Source organism: Cupriavidus sp. GW822-FHT02D05, from assembly GCF_058802485.1.
Window position 1 is genome coordinate 183920 of the sequence record NZ_JBXAOE010000003.1, and the last position, 17977, is coordinate 201896.

The following is a 17977-nucleotide window of genomic DNA, read 5'->3' on the forward strand; positions in this document are numbered from 1 at the left end:
GCATGAACCTCGTCACCCTGCTCTACCTGCTCGCCTCGGTGTGTTTCATCCAGGCGCTCAAGGGCCTCTCGCATCCCAGCTCCGCGCGGCGCGGCAACGCCTTCGGCATGATCGGCATGGCCATCGCCGCGGTGACCACGCTGGTGCTGATCGCCAAGCTCAAGAACGAGTTCCTGGCCATCGGCGCGGGCCAGTCGTCGGTCGCCGAAGGCATGGCGCTGATCTTCGGTGCGCTGGTGGTTGGCGGCGGCATCGGTGCCTACGTGGCAAGAAAGGTCGAGATGACCAAGATGCCCGAGCTGGTGGCCGCCATGCACTCGCTGATCGGTATGGCCGCGGTCTGCATCGCGGTGGCCGTGGTGGCCGAGCCGTCTGCATTCAGCATCACGCCGCCGGGCTCGCACGATATCCCGTTTGGCAACCGCATCGAGCTGTTCATCGGCTGCTTCGTCGGTGCCATCACCTTCTCCGGTTCGGTGATCGCCTTCGGCAAGCTGTCGGGCAAGTACAAGTTCCGCCTGTTTCAGGGCGCGCCGGTGTCCTTTGCCGGGCAGCATCTGCTGAACCTGCTGCTGGCCGTGGCCATGATCGGCTTCGGCATCATCTTCTGCCTGTCGCAGGACTGGCTGCCCTTCCTGCTGATGCTGGCGATCGCCTTCGTGCTGGGCGTGCTGATCATCATCCCGATCGGCGGCGCCGACATGCCGGTGGTGGTGTCGATGCTGAACTCGTACTCGGGCTGGGCCGCGGCGGGCATCGGCTTCTCGCTGAACAACCCGATGCTGATCATCGCCGGCTCGCTGGTGGGGTCCTCCGGCGCCATCCTCTCGTACATCATGTGCAAGGCCATGAACCGTTCGTTCTTCAACGTGCTGCTCGGCGGCTTTGGCGGCGCGCCCGCGGCGGCCGCTGCCGGCGGCCAGGCGCAGCGCAACGTGAAGTCCGGCTCGGCCGACGACGCGGCCTTCCTGATGGGCAATGCCGAGACCGTGATCATCGTCCCGGGCTACGGCCTGGCGGTGGCACGCGCGCAGCATGCGCTCAAGGAACTGACCGAGAAGCTGGTCGAGAAAGGCGTGACGGTGAAGTATGCCATCCACCCGGTGGCGGGCCGCATGCCGGGCCACATGAACGTGCTGCTGGCCGAGGCCGAGGTGCCTTACGACCAGGTCTTCGAAATGGAGGACATCAACAGCGAGTTCGGCCAGGCGGATGTGGTGCTGGTGCTGGGCGCCAACGACGTGGTCAACCCGGCCGCCAAGACCGATCCCAACTCGCCGATTGCCGGCATGCCGATCCTGGAAGCCTACAAGGCCAAGACCATCATCGTGAACAAGCGCTCGATGGCCGCTGGCTACGCGGGCCTGGACAACGAGCTGTTCTACATGGACAAGACCATGATGGTGTTCGGCGACGCCAAGAAGGTGGTGGAAGACATGGGCAAGGCGGTCGAGTAAGCACGCCGGAAGCACCAGATACGGGCATCCGCCCGTATCTGCCGCCACGAAGAGCGCGACACTGTCGCGCTTTTTTCCATCTCGCCGAGGTCCGGTTGCGCGCGAGCGCGAGCGCGCTATACTGGTTTCCGGTCACCGGCCATGGCACGCGCCGGTCACCCAAAAAGGGCCAGGTGTAGTCCAGCGCGGTGGGCCGCTCCGAACCGATCCGTCCGCTGGCCTTGCCGCGCCGGATCTCCAGCCGCGCCAAACCACCCGCCCGAAGTATCTGCCGACAGCGGAGCCGAACGCAACATGACATTCAACCCCCAGGACAGGAATCTGTCGGTCTTCCATCACCCGATCCTCACGGTGCTCGTCGACGACAGTAAATCGTTCATCGACAGCCTGGCGTTCCAGATGGATCCGTCGCGGCCGGTGGTGACCTTCACCGACCCCCGCGAAGCCCTGCAATGGATCCGCGAGACCTACACCACACGCTCGACCGGCTTCCTGCCCGTGCGGGTCACGCATGACGACCTGACCTTCCTGACCGAGCGGCGCACCGTGCAGCTCGATATCGACCGCATCTACCGGCAAATCCACGACTACAACCGCTTTGTGCAGCCGGGCGTGATCGTGGTTGATTATTCGATGCCGCAGATGAACGGACTGGAGTTCTGCCAGGCCCTGCAGGACCTGCCGTGCAAGACCATCCTGCTGACCGGCACCGCCGACGAAGGCATTGCCGTGCAGGGCTTCAACCATGGGCTGATCGACCGCTACGTGAAGAAGCACGACAGCAACATGGTCGAGCGGCTGGACCAGGAGATCGACGCGCTCCAGCAGCAGTATTTCGCCACCCTGTCGCGCACGCTGCGCGACCTGCTGACGCGCCACTCGTTTTCCTTCCTGTCGGACCCCGCGATCTGCGAGCGGGTGCGCCAGGTCACCGCGCGCTACGGCTTTGTCGAGTACTACCTCTACCCCAACCCGGCCGGCATCCTGATGCTGACGGCGCAGGGCCAGGCCACGCTGATGGTGATCGAGACACGCGCCGGCCTGATCAACCAGGTGGAATCCGCGGAAGCTTACGATGCGCCGGCGGCCCTGATCGAGGGACTGCGCGAGGGCCGCATCGTGCCTTTCTTCTGGCCAGGCAATGGCATGTACACGCCGGCCTGCATCGACTGGGAGCAATATTGCCTGCCGGCCGAGCGCTGCGAAGGGCGTGAGGATTATTTCTACGCGCTGTTCGACCTGCCGCGCCATCTGCTGCAGGAGCCGGTGGTCAGCTTCCAGGGCTTCCTGGACGATTTTGCCCGTCACCCCGAGCGGGTCACCGGGCGCGCAACGCGCTAAGCCAGGCAGCGCAGGACAGGCTCGCTCTCCTGCGCTTGCCGCATCAGGCCGAAGGCTGCGCCGGGGCGTTGCGGTTGCCGCCTCGCACCATGTCGAAACGGAACAGCCGGCATTCGATATTGCCGTTGTACAGCGGCGTGCGGCGCGACTCCTTGAGCCGCAAGCGGCGCGGCAGCGTCAGGTCGCCAGTGAACACCCATGCCTGCCAGCCCGCGAAATGCTGCTTGAGCGTGGTGGCAAAGGCGCTGGCGAACTGATTGGCGGCCTCGTCATCGATCTCGTCGACCGGTGCTTCGTCCATCGGCCGCCGGCGTTCTCCCCGCACGGCAATCCGCTCGCCATACGGCGGGTTCATCAACATCAGGCCGGGTGCCGCGAACGGCGGCTGCGCAAAGCGCGCATCCACCTGCTTCAACCGCACTTCGCCGGGCAAGCCCGCGCGTTCCCAGTTGGCTTGCGACATCGACAGCAGGTCCGTGGAAATATCGCTGCCGGCGAGTTCCAGAGGCTCGGACGCGACGCGCTTGCGCGCGGCCTCCTCGTCATCCCGCGCAGCCGCCTTCAGCGCATTCCATGTCTTGTTGTCGGCGCCCTTCAGGCGCTCGAAGCCAAAGCTGCGGTTCGCGCCAGGGGCCAGGCCAAGGGCCACCTGGGCCGCTTCCACCAGGAAGGTGCCGCTGCCGCACATCGGATCGTAGAACGGGCGTTCGGTCTGGCCTGGCACCCATCCGGCCAGGCGCAGGATGCCGGCAGCCAGGTTTTCCTTCAGCGGCGCCTCGCCCTTCTCCAGGCGCCAGCCCCGCTTGAACAGCGGATCACCCGAGGTGTCGAGGTAGAGCGTGCAATCGTGCTCGGTCAGATGGGCATAAATCCGCACATCCGGATTCACGGTATCGACGCTGGGCCGCTCGCCCGAGCGCTCGCGCATGGCGTCGCAAACGCCGTCCTTGATACGCAGGGCGATGAAGTTCAGGCTCTGCAGCGGCGAGCGATGGGACGTGACGTCCACCCGGAGCGTCTCATCCGGCGTGAACCAATGATCCCAGCGCTGGGCGCGCACCAGGTCATAGACGTCGTCTTCGCGCCGGTAGCCGCGGTTGGCGACCCGCATCAGCACCCGGCTAGCGATGCGCGAATGCAGGTTGACTGCGTAGGCCGCGGCCATCTCGCCCGAGAAAGTGACGCCACCGGGCATTTCGCGATGGACCTGGATGGGGGCGAGCCTGGCCAGGCCGGGCCGGGCTGCGATCTCGTGCAACTCTTCGGCAAGTGCGCTCTCGAGGCCGCGCGGGCAGGAGGCAAAAAAGGCTTGGGACATGGCTTGGGAATTCCTGCAAACAAAAACGTCCGCCGTAGCGGACGGGGTCGGATAGCGCGCAGTGTACCGCGCTCCGGGGCTTCAGCCCGCCGCGAGGGCGCGATCGAGGAAGTCCAGGCGGTCCTGGCCCCAGAAAGGCTGGCCGTCATAGACGTACCACGGCGCGCCGAACGCGCCGACGGAAACCGCGTCCTGGGTGTGCTGCGTATAAGCGGCCTGGACAGCCTGCGCGTCGCTCGCCTTGAGCAACGCCGCGCCTTCCAGGCCGATGCTGTCGGCCAGCTGCGCCAGCGTGGCGGCGTCAGCGATATTGCGTTGCTCGGCCCACAGGGCGCGGCCAATGGCGCCGATCAGCTCCATCGCGCGGGCGGTGCCATGGGCCAGCTGCACGGCGATGACCAGCTTGCTGGCGGCGTCGCCGGAGACCGGGAAAAAGGTCGGCTGCGGGTTCAGCGGCAGGCCGAGAAACTCGCTCCAGCGGGCCAGCTCGACCAGGCGGTAGGCCTGGCGCTGCGGCGGACGCTGCGCCAGCGGCAAGCCACCCGAAACAGAGAACACGCGGCCCAGGTCGCAGGGCTTGAGATTGACTTGCACGCCATGCTTGGCTGCAATCGCGGTGAAGCGTTCGTGGCCAAGGTAGACGAAAGGCGATTGCGGGGTGAGATAGTAGTCGACCTGCTTGCTCATCATGTCCTCTGGACGGAGTGGGGCGAGACAACCGCGCGGTGAACGCGGCAATGCTGCGTGAAACGAATGAAATACGATACGAGAAAAAACCCAAACCCGGCGGCCCGCACAGGCGATGCGCGCGGCCGCCGGCCAATGCGCGTCAGAACGGCTTGACCACCACCAGGATCACCACCGCCAGCAGCACCAGCACCGGCAACTCGTTGAACCAGCGATAGAAGGTGTGCGAGCGCGTATTGCGCCCGCCCTCGAACTTCTTGAGCAGCACGCCGCAGCCATGGTGATAGCCGATCAGCACCAGCACCAGCGCCAGCTTGGCATGCATCCAGCCCTGCCCCGGACCGCGCCCGATCCCGTAGCCGATATACAGCCACAGCCCGAACACCAGCGCCGGCACCGCCAGCATGGTCATGAAGCGGTAGAGCTTGCGCGCCATCAGCAGCAGGCGCTGCACGCTGGCCGGCTCGCGCTCCATGGCGAGGTTGACGAAGATGCGAGGCAGGTAGAACAGGCCAGCGAACCAGGAGACAACGAAAACGATGTGCAGCGCTTTAACCCAGAGCATCTGGCCTTTTTTCTGGTTAGGTTCCCATGGGAACGCATGGGAACGGTGAAACGGTGGGGCTGCGCGACGGGAGGCGGCACGGGACGCGTGCCGCCAGCCCGCTCAGGTACGGATCTCGCCGTGGCCGAACACCACGTACTTCAACGAGGTCAGGCCTTCCAGACCGACCGGGCCGCGCGCGTGCAGCTTGTCGTTGGAGATGCCGATCTCGGCGCCCAGGCCGTACTCGAAGCCATCGGCAAAGCGCGTCGACGCATTGATCATCACGCTGGCCGAGTCCACCTCGCGCAGGAAGCGCATGCCAGTGGTGTAGTTCTCGGTGATGATGGAATCGGTATGCGCCGAGCCATAGGTATTGATGTGCTCGATGGCCTCGTCCAGCCCGGCCACGGTGCGGATCGCCAGCACCGGCGCCAGGTACTCGAGCCGCCAGTCTTCTTCGGTGGCGTCGACCAGGCCGGTGAAACCGGCGGCTTCCAGCGTGGCGCGGGTGGCGGCGCACACGCGCAGCTCCACGCCCTTTTCCTGGTAGATGCGGCACAGCGGCGGCAGCGCCGCGGCGGCGACATCGCGCGCGACCAGCAGCGTTTCCATGGTGTTGCAGGGCGCGTAGCGCTGGGTCTTGGCGTTGTCGGCAACGCGCACCGCCTTGTCCAGGTCCGCGTCGACATCGATATAGACGTGGCAGATGCCGTCCAGGTGCTTGATCATGGGCACCCGCGCTTCTGCCATCAGGCGCGCGATCAGGCTCTTGCCGCCGCGCGGCACGATCACGTCGACGTATTCGGTCATGGTGATGAGGCGGCCAACCGCGGCGCGGTCGGTGGTCGAGATCACCTGCACCGCTTCGGGCGGCAGGCCGGCGGCGGCCAGGCCCTCGGCCACCAGGGCGGCGAGCGCGGTATTGGAATCGATCGCCTCGGAGCCGCCGCGCAGGATGGTGGCGTTGCCCGACTTCAGGCACAGCGCGGCTGCGTCGATGGTCACGTTGGGACGCGACTCGTAGATGATGCCGATGACGCCCAGCGGCACCCGCATCTGGCCCACCTGGATGCCGGTGGGACGGAATTTCATGTTGCTGATCTCGCCGATCGGGTCCGCCAGCGCGGCGATCTGCTCCAGGCCGGCGGCCATGGTGTCGATCGCCTTGTCCGAGAGCGTCAGGCGGTCGATGAAAGCGGCGTCCTGGCCGTTGGCGCGGGCACGCTCCACGTCGCCGGCGTTCACGGCTTTGAGGTGCGCGGCGTCGCGGCGGATGGCGGCGGCGATGGTCAACAGCGCGCGGTTCTTGTCCGCGGTGGAGGCGCGCGCCATGGCGCGGGAGGCGGCGCGGGCCTGCTGGCCGACGCGGTCCATGTACTGCTTGAGATCGAGCTCGTTCATATTCCTGGCCAGGGGACCCGGCCCTCAATGCTTGGTTTAGCTTTTTTTTGTCGGCTACGGCTGGCTATGCGGGTCGCTGGCAGTGATCTCCAATGACCGCGCTACCGGCTACCGGCCTGCGGGCTTACCGGGCGATGGTCAGCGCCAGCTGCAGCAGGCCATCCCAGGGCTCGGCCGGCATGCCTTCGGCGCGCAGGCCCTTGACCTGCCGGTCCAGCTTGGCGGCCATGCCCAGCGCGGCTTCCAGCTGCGCCAGCGAGAGGCGCTGCGCGGCCTGCGGCACCAGCTTTTCGCGCGGGCCCCAGATACGCAGTTCACGCGTCAGGACACCAATCTGCTTGCCTGCCGCCAGCCCTTGCCGGACCTTGGATAATACGCGAATTTCCTCGGTCAGCGCCCACAGCACCAGCACCGTGGCCTCGCCCTCCCCGCGCAGCCCTTCGAGCATGCGCACCAGGCGCGGCACGTCGCCGCTGAGCATGGCTTCGGAGAGCTTGAAGACGTCGTAGCGGGCCACGTTGAGCACCGCATCGTGCACCTGCTCGAAGGTCAGCGGACCAGCCGGATACAGCAGTCCGAGCTTCTGGATTTCCTGGTGAGCGGCCAGCAGGTTGCCTTCGACCTTGTCGGCGATGAACTGCAGCGCGCGCCGCCCCGGTTCACCGGGCTCGACCCGCTGCTGCTGCAGCGCCAGCCGCTCGCCGGCCCAGGCCGGCAGCCGCGTGCGGTCGACGGAATCGACCTTGATCGACACGCCGGCGGCGTCCAGCGCCTGGAACCAGGCCGACTTGGCCGTGGCGAAGTCCAGCCGCGGCAGCGTGATGAACATGACCACGTCCGGCGAAGGCTGGGCAGCCACCGCGCGCAGCGCCTCGCCGCCGTCCTTGCCGGGCTTGCCGGAGGGAATCCGCAGCTCGACGATCTTGCGATCGCCGAACAGCGACATCGATTGCTGCGCCTGGACCACGTGGCCCCAGTTGAAGCCGCGCTCGGAGGACAGCACCTCGCGCTCCGTGAAGCCGGCCTCGCGCGCAGCCTGGCGCAGGCGGTCGACCGCCTCTAGCACCAGCAGGTGCTCGTCGCCATGCACCACGTAGAGCGGTGCCAGGCCGCGTCCCTTGGCCTGGCGCAGGTGCGCTTCGAGTCCGTCGAGCTTGAGCTGCATGCCGTGCGCTTCTTTCCTCTGTCCTTGCCTATTGAGCTTGTCTGGCCGGCGCTTCTCGCGCCGCTCAGATGGCCTTGACCGCGCTCAGCCGGCGAATCAGCTGCTGCACGATGTCACGCTGCATGTCGCGATAGAGCTGCTGCTCTTCGTAATCCTTGGCCAGCGTGTTGGCTTCGTTGTAGGTCAGGTCGCGCGTGAGCACCAGCTGCGACGGCGCGATCAGCTCCTGGCCGCCGGCGTCACGCAGGCGGAAGGTGAAGCGCTGCGTCAGGCGGTACTCGCGCACCACGCCAGTGGTGGTGATCGACAGCACCGTCTTGGTACGCGTATCCTGCAGCACATCGAGCAGGGCGTCCGCTTCTTTCGGGTCGGTCACGATCTGCGTGTCCGATCCGTTGCGGATGGCGCGGCGCAAATCGGAGCCCATCAGCGTATTGGGCGGAATGCTCACATACAGCCGCTTGAATGCAAAGTCCGCGTTGCCGCGCATGTGAAACCCGCAGCCGCCCAGCAGGCCGGCCAGCAGCAGCGTGGCCAGGACCTTGCGGCGGCCCTGCAGCGGTCGATCCAGCTTCTGTCCATCCATGTGGGCAGCTCCCTTGTTGGCTTCTCTGACGCTAGTTACAGCGTCACGTTAAAGAACCACATTAACGAGGCGGCCCGGGACCACCACGATCTTCTTCGGCGCGGCGCCGTCAGCGAACTTGGCAACGATCTCGCTGGCGGCAGCCATGGCCTCGATGGCGGCGCGGTCGGCGTCGGCCGGCACCTTCAGGCTGCCGCGCACCTTGCCGTTGATCTGCAGCACGAGGTCCAGCTCGCTTTGCACCAGCGCGGATTCGTCCACCTGCGGCCAGGCTGCGTCGAGCAAATCGCCGTACTGCGTGGCGTAGCCAAGCTCTTGCCACAGCCCGTGGGTGACGTGCGGCACCACCGGATACAGCACGCGCAGCAGGATGCCCAGGCCCTCGCGGCGCGCGGCGGGCGTGGCCTGCTTGGCGTCTTCCAGCGCGTTGAGCATCTTCATGGTCGCCGACACCACGGTGTTGTACTGGATGCGCTGATAGTCGTAGTTGGCCTGCTTGAGCACGCTGTGGATCTCACGGCGCAGCGCTGCGTCGGCGTCGCCGGATGGCACGGCATTGCCCGCCGCCGCAATCGCCTCGGCGTTGGCATAGCCGTAGTTCCACACCCGGCGCAGGAAGCGCGAAGCGCCCTCCACGCCCGAGCCGCTCCACTCGAGCTGCTGCTCGGGCGGCGCGGCGAACATGACGAACAGGCGCGCGGTGTCGGCGCCGTATTGGTCGATCAGGGCCTGCGGGTCAATGCCGTTGTTCTTGGACTTCGACATCTTCTCCACGCCGCCGATCACCACCGGCTGGCCATCCGCCTTGAGCACGGCGCCCAGCGGGCGGCCGCGCTCATCGGTGCTGACGTCGACTTCGGCCGGGTTGAACCAGGTCTTCTTGCCCGCCGCGTCTTCGCGGTAGTAGGTATCGTTGAGCACCATGCCCTGCGTGAGCAGGTTGGAGAACGGCTCGTTGAACGTGACCAGGCCCATGTCGCGCATGACCTTGGTCCAGAAGCGGGCGTACAGCAGGTGCAGGATCGCGTGCTCGATGCCGCCGATGTACTGGTCCATCGGCATCCAGTAGTCGTTGCGCGCATCGACCATGGTGGCCGCGTCCGGGCAGGTATAGCGCATGTAATACCAGCACGAATCGATGAAGGTATCCATGGTGTCGGTCTCGCGGCGCGCCGGCTTGCCGCACGACGGGCAGGTGCACGCGAGGAAACGCGGATCCTTGGCCAGCGGGTTGCCGGTGCCGTCCGGCACCAGGTCTTCCGGCAGCACCACCGGCAGGTCCTGCTCCGGCACCGGCACCACGCCGCAGTCGTCGCAATGGATCAGCGGGATCGGCGTGCCCCAGTAGCGCTGGCGCGAGATGCCCCAGTCGCGCAGGCGCCAGGTGACCTTCTTCTCGCCCAGGCCCTTGGCACCGAGATCGGCTGCGATGGCTTGCACCGCAGCCTTGTAGTCCAGGCCGTCGTATTTGCCGCTATGGATGCAGGTGCCGTGCTCCTTGTCGCCATACCACTCCTGCCAGGCTTCGGTGGAGAACGGCTGGCCCTTTTTGGCGTCAACCATATCGACCACTTGCTTGATCGGCAGGCCGTATTTGTTGGCAAAGGCAAAGTCGCGTTCGTCGTGCGCGGGCACGCCCATCACAGCGCCGTCGCCGTAGCTCATCAGCACGTAGTTGCCAACCCACACCTCGACCTGCTCGCCGGTCAGGGGGTGCGTCACCTTCAGGCCGGTGGGCATGCCCTTCTTTTCCATGGTCGCCATATCGGCTTCCATCACCGAGCCGTGCTTGCACTCGTTGATGAAGGCGGCCAGTTCAGGATTGGTCGCGGCGGCATGGGTGGCCAGCGGGTGCTCGGCGGCGACCGCGCAGAAGGTCACGCCCATGATGGTGTCGGCGCGCGTGGTGAACACATAGAGCTTGCCGTCGCCGATCAGCTTGCCGTCGTCACCGGCGATGGCATGCGGGAACGCGAAGCGCACGCCCACGCTCTTGCCGATCCAGTTCTGCTGCATGATCTTGACGCGCTCGGGCCAGCCCAGGTCGTCCAGGTCGCCGAGCAGTTCCTCGGCGTAGTCGGTGATGCGCAGGTAGTACATCGGGATCTCGCGCTTTTCAACCAGCGCGCCCGAGCGCCAGCCGCGCCCATCGATGACCTGCTCGTTGGCCAGCACGGTCTGGTCGACCGGATCCCAGTTCACCGTGCCAGTCTTGCGGTAGGCGATGCCCTTTTCCAGCATCTTGAGGAACAGCCACTGGTTCCAGCGGTAGTAGTCCGGGCTGCAGGTGGCGACTTCGCGCGACCAGTCGATGGCCAGGCCCATCGACTGCATCTGCCGCTTCATTTCAGCGATGTTGTTGTAGGTCCAGGCCGCCGGCGCCACGCCATTGTTGAGCGCGGCGTTTTCCGCCGGCATGCCGAACGCGTCCCAGCCCATCGGCATCAGCACGTTGTGCCCGTTCATGCGCAGATGGCGCGCCATCATGTCGTTGATGGTGTAATTGCGCACGTGGCCCATATGCAGCTTGCCCGACGGGTAAGGCAGCATCGAGCAGGCATAGAACTTCGGCTTCTCGCTGCCGTCGGCCAGCTTCGCCTCTTCCGATACGCGGTAGGCATCGATGGCTTGCCAGTGTTGCTGGGCGGCTTGTTCAACGGCTGAGGGAAGGTATTTGTCTTGCATGTTCAGGACAACGGCGCGGTGCGTCGGCGTGCGAAAAGCGTGGAAAAGATAAGCGGCGGGCAAGCCTTGCGGCGCCCGCCTGCGCTGGAACGGCGAAAGTGCCGATTATAACCGTCGGCACTTGCGGCGCAGGGCGTGCCGGGGGCCTTACTTCAGGCCAAGCACGTCCTGCATGTCGAACAGCCCGGTGGGCTTGTCGGCGAGAAAGCGCGCCGCGCGTAGCGCGCCCTCGGCATACGACTGACGGCTGGACGACTTGTGCGTGATCTCGATGCGCTCGCCGGTGCCGGCGAACATCACGGTGTGGTCGCCCACGATATCGCCGCCGCGCACGGTGGCAAAGCCGATGGAATTGGGGTCGCGCGGGCCGGTGTGGCCTTCGCGGGCAAACACGCCGCAGGTCTTCAGATCGCGGCCCAATGCCTTGGCCACCACCTCGCCCATCGCCAGCGCGGTGCCCGACGGGGCATCTACCTTATGGCGGTGGTGCGCCTCGATGACTTCGATGTCGTAGCCGGAAGACAGCAGCTTGGCGGCAACTTCCAGCAGCTTGAACGTGGCATTGACGCCCACGCTCATATTGGCGGAGAACACTACGCCGATGTGCTTGGCAGCCTCGGCGATGGCGGCACGGCCGGCGTCGTCAAACCCGGTGGTGCCGGTGACCACCTTGACGCCCAGGCGCTTGGCCGCTGCCAGGTGCACGAGCGTGCCCTCGGGCCGGGTGAAGTCGATCAGGCAGTCGGCGCCAGCGAGGGCAGTCTCGATATCCGAGGTGATCACCACGCCCGTGGTGCGGCCCAGCAGCAGCCCGGCATCCTGGCCCAGCGCCGGGGCGCCCGGCACATCCAGCGCGCCCGACAGGGTGACGCCTTCGGTGGCGAGTACGTGTTCGATCAGCATACGGCCCATGCGGCCGGAGGCACCTGCGATGGCGATATTCATGGCGTGTCAGCAGTCAAAATACAAGCCGGCCGCGTGACGCGGCCGGCATTCGGGCCTGAAGGCTCAGTTGGTCGGGCTGGCGGGGCCACCGGCCTCGGCGGATGAGGCTGCGGCAGCCGGCGCTGCCGGCGCAGGCGCTGCGGCGGGAGCGGCATCCGTGGCTGCGGCCGGGGCGGCAGCCGCTTCCGAAGCCGCGGCAACGGTCTCGGCCGGTGCCTTGGGCGTCGGTACCTTGCCCGCCTGCATGGCCTTCATGCCGTCGATTTCGGCAATCAGCTCGTATTCGGACGGCAGCTCGTCGCCACCGAACTTGACCAGCTTGTCGCCATCGAAGAACACGGTATAGCGGCGCTGCTGCACCACCGGCGTATTGCCGCGGCGGAACGAGAACACGTAGTCCCAGCGATTGCCGTGGAACACATCGGCCAGCAGCGGTGTGCCGAGCAGGAACTTGACCTGCTCGCGCGTCATGCCTTCACGCAACTGCGCGGCAGCTTCACGCGAGACAAAGTTGCCTTGCACGATATTGATACGGTACGGCGTGATCGCGTTGGCGACCTTGCGCGACGTATTGTCATAGGTGGAGCACGCAGCCGTTAGCAGGGTAGCTGCAGCCAGCACAGTAGTAACCAGCGTCGGACGCATGGCGGACGAACGAAATGAACGCATGTATCTCGCTTCTAGAAGGGAGAGAAAAGTGCCGATTCAGGCCCTCACGGCGCTTACCATGAGGCGGCAGCGGCGATGGATCATCGCGAGCGCAGCCTAGGGCAGGTGACCGAGCCCCGGGCAACCGCCGGGGCGACTTTTGCCGCCAAAACCCTTATGATTCAACTATCCAGACATTGTACTCTAGGGAGTCACGCCCATGCCGAGTCCGGCGGACCTCAAAAATATCGGTCTTAAAGCGACCGTACCGCGTCTGAAGATCCTCGAGATCTTCCAGACCAGCGAGCAGCGCCACCTCAGCGCTGAAGACGTTTACCGCATCCTGCTCAACGAACAAATGGATATCGGCCTTGCGACCGTCTATCGCGTGCTGACCCAGTTCGAGCAGGCTGGACTGCTGTCGCGCAACAACTTCGAATCCGGCAAAGCCATTTTCGAGCTGAATGAAGGCAAGCATCACGACCACCTGGTCTGCATCGATTGCGGCCGCGTGGAGGAATTCTACGACTCCGAGATCGAGCGTCGCCAGCAAAGCATCGCAACCGAGCGCGGCTTCGCGCTGCAAGAACACGCATTGTCGCTCTATGGCAGCTGCACCAAGCACGAGTGCCCCCACCGGCCCAAGCGCTAAGCCAGCCGCGGCCTGCCCCGCGAACATAAAAAAACCGGCGCCAGCGCCGGTTTTTTTTATTTCAAGCCTGCTTCACGATTCCGTATGATCCTGCTCGGCAACGATGTGCAGGCCGCGCGCAACCGCCGGCACGCCGACGAATTCGCCCACGACCTGGCGGAACAGCCCGCGTGCCCACACCAGCATCGGGTGGGTGTTGCGGCTGCGGTGCCAGAACATGTTCAGGCCCAGCGTGGTGTTGAGTTCTGCTGGCAAGGGGAAGGCCTTGAGGCCGTAGGTCTCGCAAGCCATGTCCTTGGTCAGCGCATTGACCGTGAAGATCATGTCGGTCTGCGCGGCCAGCTCCGACTGTGCGCGCCAGGAATGCACCGTCAGCGTGGCATTGCGCTTTAGCCCGCGCTGCTGCAACGCGTAGTCCAGCGGGATCAGCGACGGTGCCGGACGGCCATTGCCGCCCGAATGCGCCATGAAGATGTGGCCGCAGTCGAGATACTGCTCGAGCGTGCAGGTGCCCTTGAGCACCGGATGGTTTTTACGCGCGCAAACCCAGAGGTTGAGCGACGTCACCATCTCTTCCACGATTTCGGGGTGCCGGGTCGGGAATGGCGAGAACGCCAGGTCCAGCTCGTTGCCGCGCATGGCGGCCACATCCGACTCCCAGGAATGGGATTCGACCAGCTTGATATGCAACTCCGGCGCCAGTTGCTTGATGCGCAGGATAAAGCGGTTGAAGACCGTATCGCCCAGCTCGGCGGCAAAGCCGATGTTAAGGGTGCCGGTGGCGGTGGCGGGGTCGAAATTATCGGCGTCGCCCTCGTTGATCGAGGACCACAGGTCCAGCATGTCGCGAATCTTCGGCCCCAGTTCCAGGGCTCGCGGTGTCGGCGTCAGGCCGTGAGGCACGCGGATGAAGAGGGGATCGTCGAAAATCTCGCGAAGGCGGCCCAGCGAATGCGAAACCGCAGGTGCGGTCATATGCATTTTTTCCGCGACATAGGTCGCGTTTCGCTTGCTGAGCAGCTCGGTAAAAATCACGAGCAGCTTGGTATCCACATTCACCATGATCTCACCCAGGTTGGATTGGGAATTGGGAATGACCGTATCGTCACTTGCATTGGCTGCACATTGGTGTTTCCAGCACTTTCACAGTGTAAGAGCAAAGCGGGGAACGGAACAGGAATTCCGCGCCAGCCCCTTGCACCGTGCCGGCCTTCGTCCTTTTGCCAGGATCCTGGCAAAAGGACCCGCCTAGGCTTCCGATAGCTGGAGTTGCAAGCAGACGACAAGGCGGTATCCCAGGGAATGCCGCCTTGTTCCGTGCGCAAACCAACCTATCCCGGCAAACTTACTTGGCGACCACGCGAGCCATTTCCAGCACCTTGTTGGAATAGCCCCACTCGTTGTCGTACCAGCTCACGATCTTGACGAAGGTCGAGTCCAGCGCGATGCCGGCTTCCGCGTCGAAGATCGAGGTGCGTGCATCGCCGCGGAAATCCGTGGCAACCACCTTGTCTTCGGTGTAGCCCAGCACGCCCTTGAGCGCGCCCTGGCTCTGTGCCTTCATTTCGGCGCAGATCTCGGCGTAGGTGGCACCCTTTTCCAGTTCGACGGTCAGGTCGACCACCGACACGTCGGAGGTCGGCACGCGGAACGACATGCCGGTCAGCTTCTTGTTCAGCTCGGGAATCACCACGCCCACGGCCTTGGCAGCGCCAGTGCTCGACGGGATGATGTTTTCCAGGATGCCGCGGCCACCGCGCCAGTCCTTGTTGGAGGGGCCGTCGACGGTCTTTTGCGTGGCGGTGGTGGCGTGCACGGTGGTCATCAGGCCGCGCTTGATGCCCCACTTGTCGTTCAGCACCTTGGCGACCGGTGCCAGGCAGTTGGTGGTGCAGCTGGCGTTGGAGATGATCGCTTCGCCCTTGTACGTGCCGTGGTTCACGCCGTACACGAACATCGGGGTGTCATCCTTGGACGGTGCCGACATGATCACCTTCTTGGCGCCCGCGTCGATGTGCTTCTGCGCGCCTTCCTTGGTCAGGAAGATGCCGGTGGATTCGATCACCACGTCGGCGCCGATCTCGCCCCACTTCAGTTCGGACGGGTCCTTGACTGCGGTCAGGCGGATTTTCTTGCCATTGACGATCAGGGTGTTGCCGTCGACCGACACTTCGCCGTCAAAGCGGCCGTGCACCGAGTCGTACTTCAGCATGTAAGCCAGGTAGTCGGGCTCGAGCAGGTCGTTGATGCCGACGACTTCGATTTCCTTGAAGTTGGCGGCGGCGGCGCGGAACACCATGCGCCCGATGCGGCCGAAGCCGTTGATGCCGATCTTGATGGTCATGTTTATCTCCTGAGTAGGCTAACGATCGATGGATGCGGGAAAGCGTCTGCCGGCCCGCGCGGCCGAGTCGACCGCTGCGCGGGCCCGGGAATACCTGTTACTGACCGAGGGTGTCGCGCACGGTGCGCACGACGTTCTCGACCGTGAAGCCGAAGTGCTTGAACAATACGCCAGCGGGAGCCGATTCGCCGAAGGTGTCGATGCCCACCACGGCCTGGACCTGGTACTTCCACCAGAAGTCCGTCACGCCTGCCTCGACCGCCACGCGCGGCACGCCGGCCGGCAGCACCGATGCCTTGTAGGCGGCGTCCTGCTTGTCGAATACCGTGGTTGCCGGCACCGAGACCACGCGCACGTGCACGCCGTCAGCAGCCAGTTGCTCTGCGGCACCCACGGCCAGGCCGACTTCCGAGCCGGTGGCGATGATCACGGCATCCGGACGGCCGGTCTTGGGATTGTTGCCGGCGCGCAGCACGTAGCCGCCCCGCGCGATATTGGCGCGGGTGGCGTCGTCGCGCGTCTGGAACGGCAGGTTCTGGCGGCTGAAAATCAGGCAGCTCGGGCCGTTCTCGCGGCGCACGGCCTGGGCCCAAGCCACCGCGGTTTCGGTAGTGTCGGCGGTACGCCACACATCCATATTGGGGATCAGGCGCAGGCTGGCGACGTGTTCGATCGACTGGTGGGTCGGGCCGTCTTCGCCCAGGCCGATGGAGTCGTGGGTGAACACGAACAGCGTGCGGATCTTCATCAGCGCCGCCATACGCAGGGCATTGCGGCTGTAGTCGGAGAAGGTCAGGAAGGTGCCGCCGTAGGGGATGTAGCCACCATGCAGCGTGATGCCGTTCATGATGGCGCTCATGCCGAACTCGCGCACGCCGTAGTTGATGTGGTTGCCCCAGGCATCGCCGCGCACGGCCTTGCTGCCGGACCAGTTGGTCAGGTTGGAGCCGGTCAGGTCGGCCGAGCCACCCAGGAATTCCGGCAGCACCGGCGCGAGCGCCTCGATGGTGTTCTGGCTGGCCTTGCGGGTAGCGATGGTTTCCGCCTTTTCCTCGCACTTGGCCAGGAAAGCGTCCACGGCAGCGTCAAACGCGCCGGGCAGCTCGCCGCGCATGCGGCGCTGGAATTCGCCGGCTTCGTACGGGAAGCGCTCCGCATAAGCCTCGAACAGCGCGTTCCAGGCCTTTTCCAGCGAACCGCCGCGGGCCTTCGCATCCCATGCCGTATAGACTTCGGCCGGGAGTTCGAACGGGGCGTGGGCCCAGCCCAGCGCCTCGCGCGTGGCCAGGATTTCGGCGCCACCAAGCGGCGCGCCATGCACATCGTGGCCGCCTTCCTTGTTGGGCGCGCCCTTGCCGATCAGGGTACGGCAGCAGATCAGGGTCGGACGGTCGCTGTGCTTGGCTTCGGCGATGGCGGCATCCACGGCGGCGGCGTCATGGCCGTCCACCGCGCGAATCACATTCCAGCCGTAGGCTTCGAAACGCTTCGGGGTGTCGTCGGCGAACCAGTGCACCACGTCGCCGTCGATCGAGATGCCGTTGTCGTCCCAGAGCGCGACCAGCTTGTTCAGCTTGAGCGTGCCGGCCAGCGAGCAGGCCTCGTGGCTGATGCCTTCCATCAGGCAGCCGTCTCCCAGGAACACATAGGTGTGGTGGTTGACGATGTCGAAGCCCGGGCGGTTGAATTCCTCGCCCAGCAGGCGTTCAGCCAGCGCCATGCCGACCGCATTGGTCAGGCCTTGGCCCAGCGGGCCGGTGGTGGTTTCCACGCCCGGGGTGATGCCGTATTCCGGGTGGCCTGCCGTCTTGCTGTGCATCTGGCGGAAGTTCTTCAGTTCGGCCAAGGGCAGGTCGTAGCCGGTCAGGTGCAGCAGCGCATAAAGCAGCATCGAGCCGTGGCCGTTGGACAGCACGAAGCGGTCGCGGTCAGCCCACTTGGGGTTGCTCGGGTTATGCTTCAGATGACGGCCCCACAGCGCAACCGCGATATCCGCCATGCCCATCGGCATGCCGGGGTGGCCTGAATTGGCCTGCTGGACGGCGTCCATGGCCAGGACGCGGATGGCGTTGGCCATGAGTTGGACGGGCTGCGAAGCGTGCGGACTGGCGGCGGGATGAGCGAGGTGAGACATGCGGCGGGAACCTGGCGGCGGGAAAAGCGCAATTTTACCAGATCAAAGGGGGGAGTTAGGCCACCCG

The 17977-nt window shown here is 65.3% G+C and carries 15 protein-coding genes; 3 read left to right on the forward strand and 12 right to left on the reverse strand.

The window, feature by feature from the left end:
* Window positions 1–2 precede the first annotated feature (2 nt).
* Entirely contained in the window at window positions 3–1457 is a 1455-nt protein-coding gene (locus AC1RQK_RS05655) for an NAD(P)(+) transhydrogenase (Re/Si-specific) subunit beta (RefSeq protein ID WP_492372980.1), read from the forward strand.
* A gap of 294 nt (window positions 1458–1751) precedes the next feature.
* Window positions 1752–2798, forward strand: a complete 1047-nt coding sequence (locus AC1RQK_RS05660) for a response regulator (RefSeq protein ID WP_492372943.1) — start codon at window positions 1752–1754, stop codon at window positions 2796–2798.
* A gap of 43 nt (window positions 2799–2841) precedes the next feature.
* On the opposite strand, the gene AC1RQK_RS05665 is transcribed toward AC1RQK_RS05660, so the two are convergent.
* The 9 genes from AC1RQK_RS05665 to AC1RQK_RS05705 form a co-directional block, all read right to left on the reverse strand.
* Window positions 2842–4116: a THUMP domain-containing class I SAM-dependent RNA methyltransferase gene (locus AC1RQK_RS05665; RefSeq protein WP_492807985.1), complete on the reverse strand. Its 1275-nt coding sequence runs from the start codon at window positions 4114–4116 to the stop codon at window positions 2842–2844.
* Between the two features lie 81 nt (window positions 4117–4197).
* A complete protein-coding gene (locus AC1RQK_RS05670; protein ID WP_043349543.1) occupies window positions 4198–4803 on the reverse strand; it encodes a 2-hydroxychromene-2-carboxylate isomerase in 606 nt (201 codons plus the stop codon).
* Between the two features lie 142 nt (window positions 4804–4945).
* On the reverse strand, window positions 4946–5368 hold the full coding sequence (locus AC1RQK_RS05675) for a CopD family protein (RefSeq protein ID WP_150985938.1): 423 nt from the start codon (window positions 5366–5368) through the stop codon (window positions 4946–4948).
* Window positions 5369–5470: 102 nt separating this feature from the next.
* Window positions 5471–6751, reverse strand: a complete 1281-nt coding sequence (locus AC1RQK_RS05680) for a glutamate-5-semialdehyde dehydrogenase (RefSeq protein ID WP_183035257.1) — start codon at window positions 6749–6751, stop codon at window positions 5471–5473.
* 124 nt (window positions 6752–6875) lie between these two features.
* Window positions 6876–7916, reverse strand: coding sequence for a DNA polymerase III subunit delta (gene holA / locus AC1RQK_RS05685; RefSeq protein WP_492807988.1), 1041 nt, complete (start codon window positions 7914–7916; stop codon window positions 6876–6878).
* 64 nt (window positions 7917–7980) lie between these two features.
* Entirely contained in the window at window positions 7981–8502 is a 522-nt protein-coding gene (locus AC1RQK_RS05690) for an LPS-assembly lipoprotein LptE (protein ID WP_052494686.1), read from the reverse strand.
* Between the two features lie 48 nt (window positions 8503–8550).
* On the reverse strand, window positions 8551–11187 hold the full coding sequence (gene leuS, locus AC1RQK_RS05695) for a leucine--tRNA ligase (RefSeq protein ID WP_492372941.1): 2637 nt from the start codon (window positions 11185–11187) through the stop codon (window positions 8551–8553).
* Between the two features lie 147 nt (window positions 11188–11334).
* On the reverse strand, window positions 11335–12132 hold the full coding sequence (gene dapB / locus AC1RQK_RS05700; RefSeq protein ID WP_492372940.1) for a 4-hydroxy-tetrahydrodipicolinate reductase: 798 nt from the start codon (window positions 12130–12132) through the stop codon (window positions 11335–11337).
* 63 nt (window positions 12133–12195) lie between these two features.
* On the reverse strand, window positions 12196–12801 hold the full coding sequence (locus AC1RQK_RS05705; RefSeq protein ID WP_492372939.1) for an outer membrane protein assembly factor BamE: 606 nt from the start codon (window positions 12799–12801) through the stop codon (window positions 12196–12198).
* Window positions 12802–13000: 199 nt separating this feature from the next.
* Here AC1RQK_RS05705 and fur point away from each other — a divergent pair, with 199 nt between their 5' ends.
* Window positions 13001–13432 carry a ferric iron uptake transcriptional regulator gene (gene fur, locus AC1RQK_RS05710; RefSeq protein WP_043349559.1) on the forward strand — a complete coding sequence of 144 codons (432 nt, stop codon included), beginning with the start codon at window positions 13001–13003 and terminating at the stop codon, window positions 13430–13432.
* 72 nt (window positions 13433–13504) lie between these two features.
* Here the strand turns inward: fur and AC1RQK_RS05715 are convergent, their stop codons facing one another.
* The 3 genes from AC1RQK_RS05715 to tkt all read right to left on the reverse strand — a co-directional run bounded on the left by AC1RQK_RS05715 (window position 13505) and on the right by tkt (window position 17910).
* A complete protein-coding gene (locus AC1RQK_RS05715) occupies window positions 13505–14494 on the reverse strand; it encodes a LysR family transcriptional regulator (protein WP_150985932.1) in 990 nt (329 codons plus the stop codon).
* A gap of 283 nt (window positions 14495–14777) precedes the next feature.
* Complete coding sequence (gene gap, locus AC1RQK_RS05720; RefSeq protein ID WP_043349563.1) at window positions 14778–15776, reverse strand: type I glyceraldehyde-3-phosphate dehydrogenase; 999 nt, start codon at window positions 15774–15776, stop codon at window positions 14778–14780.
* A 97-nt stretch (window positions 15777–15873) separates the two neighbouring features.
* Entirely contained in the window at window positions 15874–17910 is a 2037-nt protein-coding gene (tkt, locus tag AC1RQK_RS05725) for a transketolase (protein ID WP_492807992.1), read from the reverse strand.
* Window positions 17911–17977: the final 67 nt, after the last annotated feature.

Bases quoted from the DNA above. Each gene is read 5' to 3' on its own strand.
- AC1RQK_RS05705 (WP_492372939.1), bottom strand. From the start codon at position 12,801: ATGCGTTCATTTCGTTCGTCCGCCATGCGTCCGACGCTGGTTACTACT.
- AC1RQK_RS05670 (WP_043349543.1), bottom strand. From the start codon at position 4,803: ATGAGCAAGCAGGTCGACTACTATCTCACCCCGCAATCGCCTTTCGTC.
- AC1RQK_RS05665 (WP_492807985.1), bottom strand. From the start codon at position 4,116: ATGTCCCAAGCCTTTTTTGCCTCCTGCCCGCGCGGCCTCGAGAGCGCA.
- AC1RQK_RS05660 (WP_492372943.1), top strand. From the start codon at position 1,752: ATGACATTCAACCCCCAGGACAGGAATCTGTCGGTCTTCCATCACCCG.
- gap (WP_043349563.1), bottom strand. From the start codon at position 15,776: ATGACCATCAAGATCGGCATCAACGGCTTCGGCCGCATCGGGCGCATG.
- AC1RQK_RS05655 (WP_492372980.1), top strand. From the start codon at position 3: ATGAACCTCGTCACCCTGCTCTACCTGCTCGCCTCGGTGTGTTTCATC.
- AC1RQK_RS05680 (WP_183035257.1), bottom strand. From the start codon at position 6,751: ATGAACGAGCTCGATCTCAAGCAGTACATGGACCGCGTCGGCCAGCAG.
- AC1RQK_RS05690 (WP_052494686.1), bottom strand. From the start codon at position 8,502: ATGGATGGACAGAAGCTGGATCGACCGCTGCAGGGCCGCCGCAAGGTC.
- leuS (WP_492372941.1), bottom strand. From the start codon at position 11,187: ATGCAAGACAAATACCTTCCCTCAGCCGTTGAACAAGCCGCCCAGCAA.
- dapB (WP_492372940.1), bottom strand. From the start codon at position 12,132: ATGAATATCGCCATCGCAGGTGCCTCCGGCCGCATGGGCCGTATGCTG.
- fur (WP_043349559.1), top strand. From the start codon at position 13,001: ATGCCGAGTCCGGCGGACCTCAAAAATATCGGTCTTAAAGCGACCGTA.
- holA (WP_492807988.1), bottom strand. From the start codon at position 7,916: ATGCAGCTCAAGCTCGACGGACTCGAAGCGCACCTGCGCCAGGCCAAG.
- AC1RQK_RS05715 (WP_150985932.1), bottom strand. From the start codon at position 14,494: ATGGTGAATGTGGATACCAAGCTGCTCGTGATTTTTACCGAGCTGCTC.
- AC1RQK_RS05675 (WP_150985938.1), bottom strand. From the start codon at position 5,368: ATGCTCTGGGTTAAAGCGCTGCACATCGTTTTCGTTGTCTCCTGGTTC.
- tkt (WP_492807992.1), bottom strand. From the start codon at position 17,910: ATGTCTCACCTCGCTCATCCCGCCGCCAGTCCGCACGCTTCGCAGCCC.